6 protein-coding genes are annotated in these 4,003 nt (G+C 42.8%); all 6 read left to right on the top strand.

Annotation, left to right across the window (positions count from 1 at the left end; translation table 11 throughout):
* The first annotated feature begins 164 nt into the window (after window positions 1–164).
* On the top strand, window positions 165–785 hold the full coding sequence (locus VFM80_RS12910; protein ID WP_395072323.1) for a DUF2975 domain-containing protein: 621 nt from the start codon (window positions 165–167) through the stop codon (window positions 783–785).
* Window positions 786–787: 2 nt separating this feature from the next.
* Entirely contained in the window at window positions 788–1,528 is a 741-nt protein-coding gene (locus VFM80_RS12905; RefSeq protein WP_395072321.1) for a hypothetical protein, read from the top strand.
* A 2-nt stretch (window positions 1,529–1,530) separates the two neighbouring features.
* Window positions 1,531–1,740 (top strand): helix-turn-helix domain-containing protein, encoded by a 210-nt coding sequence (locus VFM80_RS12900; RefSeq protein WP_395072319.1) that lies wholly within the window; start codon window positions 1,531–1,533, stop codon window positions 1,738–1,740.
* A gap of 135 nt (window positions 1,741–1,875) precedes the next feature.
* Entirely contained in the window at window positions 1,876–2,592 is a 717-nt protein-coding gene (radC, locus tag VFM80_RS12895) for a RadC family protein (RefSeq protein WP_395072317.1), read from the top strand.
* Window positions 2,593–2,741: 149 nt separating this feature from the next.
* On the top strand, window positions 2,742–3,284 hold the full coding sequence (locus VFM80_RS12890; RefSeq protein WP_395072315.1) for a gamma carbonic anhydrase family protein: 543 nt from the start codon (window positions 2,742–2,744) through the stop codon (window positions 3,282–3,284).
* A gap of 82 nt (window positions 3,285–3,366) precedes the next feature.
* Window positions 3,367–4,003 (top strand): radical SAM family heme chaperone HemW (gene hemW, locus VFM80_RS12885; RefSeq protein WP_395072313.1); only part of this gene is annotated, 637 nt, incomplete at its 3' end.

The following is a 4,003-nucleotide window of genomic DNA, read 5'->3' as shown; positions in this document are numbered from 1 at the left end:
CCCATTACCACTGCTTGACAGTATTTCCCTCCCAGAAGGCTATGAGTTTTCTTCCCTTCAAGGATTTGAAGACTTTATGATGATCGGAATTTTCATCATCGTACTCGGCTATGTATTTAAAGAAGGGAATCGCATTTACGACGAACAAAAACTTACGGTGTGATATGAAATCCCTTAAAGACAGAAACTCGGTTTATTACTCATATGCCATCATCAATTTCTTTTGGTATGCATTATGTGTGTTTTCAGTTCTTCTAATTGCTGATACTTTTAGAATTCACGGCCTTGGAAACCTACTGGGAGTCTTGAATATCAGTATTCCCATAAATGCCGATCAACTTACGCTTCAAACGGCTATTGATTCGTCTATGATCTCCATTGATTCCGCAACTGCCTCCCTAAATGCGGATTATATCATGAATAACCATTTTGAATTGTATGTTGGAATGGTCATTTCACTTGTAATAGGTCTATCTTTATTCCTTTTTGGTTTTTTTCAACTCCGGATGATCCTGAAATCGGCCCGGAACGACAAGGTTTTCACGCCAAAGAATATCAAACGACTTAAAATTATTGCCGGGTTGATCATCGCTTTCAAGCCCTTTCAGTGGATCATGTATCAGCTATTCGTTGTGCCTATTGATGATTTAATGGTCGCCAATGAGATCTCCGTAAGCCTGAATTTTGAAATTGGCAGCTTTGTCTATGGACTCCTGCTTTTTGCCCTGGCAGCGGTATTCGAAAAGGGGCATGATATGTATCAGGAATTAAAGCTGACGGTGTAATCATGAATTTGAAGGAAAATTTCATTTCAAAGAATCTGTTCCAAAAAATAATTATTGGCCTGATGCTGATCTTTGCGGGCTTGAGTATAAAGGGAGGCTTTTTTGCCTTTCAACAAATTCAAACTATGTTGGATAAAGATATTTTGCCGACACGCACAGAAGGAATGGAGTCTTACAGATCTCATTTTATGGCTGATTTCCGTTCTTTTAAGTTTACGCAGACAGCGAATATCGACACTATTTTTACCTTTGTTACGCTTACTGATCTGAGTTTTGCTCCTTCCAGTAAAGAGTCTTGGGAAATCCTAAACTCAGCCACGGGATCAGAGATGTTATTAGGGCTTTCCAGCCACCCTTCATTTTTAGTATCTGAAGAACAACGCTCATTTTGGATTTCCCAGATCTATTTAGAGTTAGGCTTTATTTTCGGGGGCATTATTCTGGTCATTTTCGTGATGATATGGATCACACTGATCAATTTTGAGCAGTACAAAAAACTCTTTACCACAGAAATTTACCGCTGGGTGTTGGGATTGTATTTCATCCTCTTTGCCGGTTTCATCATTGATGCACTGCTTTATGCCCGAAAAATTAATTTCATAAATGCTGAATTTGGTCTTGGACTATCTCCAACCGATGGAATTTCACCGACTATGATGTTTGTACTCCTCCTTCTGCTGTTTCTGATTATTTTTATCAGAAAAGGAATTCCCATGCAGAACGAACAAGACCTAACGGTGTAATCATGGCCATAATCGTAAATCTTGATGTGATGCTGGCCAAGCGAAAGATGAGCCTCACCGAGCTTTCGGAGGAAGTGGGAATTACCATGTCAAATCTTTCCATACTTAAAACCGGCAAAGCCAAAGCTATTCGCTTCTCTACTCTGGAAGCTATTTGTGAAGTATTGGACTGTCAGCCGGGGGATATTTTGGAGTATTCGGAGAATAGTTAATGGGAAATGGTGTATTGGTTAATTGTATTCTATTTCAACAGTCACAATTAACCAATACACCATTAACGAAAATATTTTGTAAGGAATTGCTTTTTCATCGCTCTAACTAAGAAAGAATAAACCAAACTTGGAGCCATGAATTTTGAAGAATCCTTTTCTGTAGAGAATTTCCACAAGCGCACTGTTAAAGATATGCTCCCCGATGAGCAGCCCCGCGAAAAACTGATGAACTACGGCGCCGATGCCCTATCCGACTCCGAACTCCTCGCCATCCTGATTCGCACAGGCACCAAAAAAATGAATGTCATTGATACCGCCAAGGCCTTACTCAATCAGTTTGGAGGATTGCACAATTTAGTCCGTAAAGACTGGCAGGCGCTGAAGGTGATTCCCGGTATCGCCAAAGTAAAAGCCATCACGCTGGAAGCAGCATTTGAACTTGCTCGCCGATTACAAGTAGCGGCTTTGGGAGAAGAAATTCAGATCACTTCCCCCGAAGATGTGAACGCCTACTTCGCGCCCAAACTTCGTCATCTCACTAAAGAAACCTTCATCGTCGGTTTCCTCGATAACACTAAAAAACTGATGGGCTTTTCCAAGATCAGCAACGGCGGAAAAACAGCAACCATCGTGGATACAGCGGAAGTTATGCGTCAGGCCGTGCTGAATGAAGCCAACTCCATCATCCTGATCCACAATCACCCCTCGGGACACAACAAAGCCTCCACCGCCGATATTCAGCTCACCAAGCGCATCGCCGAATGCGGGAAACTCTTTGGCATTCCGGTGGATGATCATGTGATCGTAGCCGGATACAATTTTGTGAGTTTAAGGAGTGAAGGGCTTTTTTAAGCCATCAGCTATCAGACTTCAGCTTTCAGTTTCTCTTACTAAAAAACTGAAAGCTGATTGCTGACGGCTGAAAGCTTCTCCACGGGTAGATATTGAATCTCTTTTCTCCCTACCTTTGTAGCAGTTAAAAACTCACCAACCTTCCATCCATGATCTACGAATTTCTAAAGAGTACTCCACAATTTGATGAAACCGCCTTTGTGGCTCCAAGTGCTGATATTATCGGGGATGTAACCCTGGGTAACGAAAGCAGCGTTTGGTTCAACGTCACCATCCGCGGAGATGTGAATTACATTAAGATCGGAGACCGAAGTAATGTGCAGGATAATGTCTGCATTCATGTGATGAATCAAACCGGTCCGACCATTATTGGGGATGAAGTGACTATTGGTCATGGAGCAGTGGTTCACGGATGCACTATCAAAGACCGGGTGCTGATCGGTATCAATGCGACGATTTTAGATAAGGTTGTGATCGAGCCGGATGTGATCGTGGCTGCCGGAACACTGGTTCCTCCCGGAAAAACTTTGGAAAGCGGCTATATGTATATGGGCTCACCCGCAAAAAAAGCCCGGGAACTGACCGTAGAAGAACTCGCTTCCATCCCCCAATATGCGTCCAATTACGTGAAGTACCTCCGAGCCTACCAGCAAAAAGATCAGTACGAAAAAAACCCTTTCTACTCTAAGTAATTGGTCCCGATTTTTCGGGATGAATTATGGATTTTGAATTGTTTTAATTCAAAATCCATAATTTCTAATTCAAAATTCCCCCATGAGCGGTCTTTACATCCATATTCCTTTTTGCAAACAAGCCTGCTCGTACTGCGATTTTTACTTCGTAACCCGGCAACAGCACAAACAGGATTTTGTAGATGAGCTGATCCTCGAAATTCACTCCAAAAGAGATACCCAATTCACCCGGAAACCCATTCAAACCATTTACTTTGGCGGCGGCACGCCTTCATTGCTTACTCCTTCCCAGGTAGGATCTATTCTGGAAGCGGTCGATTCAGTTTTTGATCTCGACCTGAAAGAGATCACACTGGAGATGAATCCAGATGACGTGACTAAAGAGTATTTATCAGGATTGAAATCAGCAGGAATAAACCGGGCAAGCATGGGCGTGCAAAGTTTTGACCAGGATCTGCTGAACTTCATGAATCGGGCGCATACTTCAGAGGAAGCACTGAAGTGCCTTGAATTATTAGAAGCTTCCGATTTCAATGTCTTTACCGTTGACCTGATCTATGGCAATCCCGGTCAAACTTTGGAGATGCTGGAAAACGACATCGACACTATCCTGACATTCAACCCTCCCCATATTTCTGCTTATTCCCTGACCGTTGAACCCCAAACACGACTGGGCAAGCAGGTTAAACTGGGCCGCATTGTACCTCCGGAAGATGACA

The sequence above is a fragment of the Gracilimonas sp. genome (assembly GCF_035704785.1).
Lineage (GTDB): Bacteria > Bacteroidota > Rhodothermia > Balneolales > Balneolaceae > Gracilimonas.
Note: the sequence above shows the minus strand (reverse complement) of the source record. Positions and strands in the feature narration are given on the sequence as shown.

Coding starts and splice junctions, on each gene's coding strand:
- VFM80_RS12910 (WP_395072323.1), top strand. CDS start 165: ATGAAATCCCTTAAAGACAGAAACTCGGTTTATTACTCATATGCCATC.
- VFM80_RS12905 (WP_395072321.1), top strand. CDS start 788: ATGAATTTGAAGGAAAATTTCATTTCAAAGAATCTGTTCCAAAAAATA.
- VFM80_RS12900 (WP_395072319.1), top strand. CDS start 1,531: ATGGCCATAATCGTAAATCTTGATGTGATGCTGGCCAAGCGAAAGATG.
- radC (WP_395072317.1), top strand. CDS start 1,876: ATGAATTTTGAAGAATCCTTTTCTGTAGAGAATTTCCACAAGCGCACT.
- VFM80_RS12890 (WP_395072315.1), top strand. CDS start 2,742: ATGATCTACGAATTTCTAAAGAGTACTCCACAATTTGATGAAACCGCC.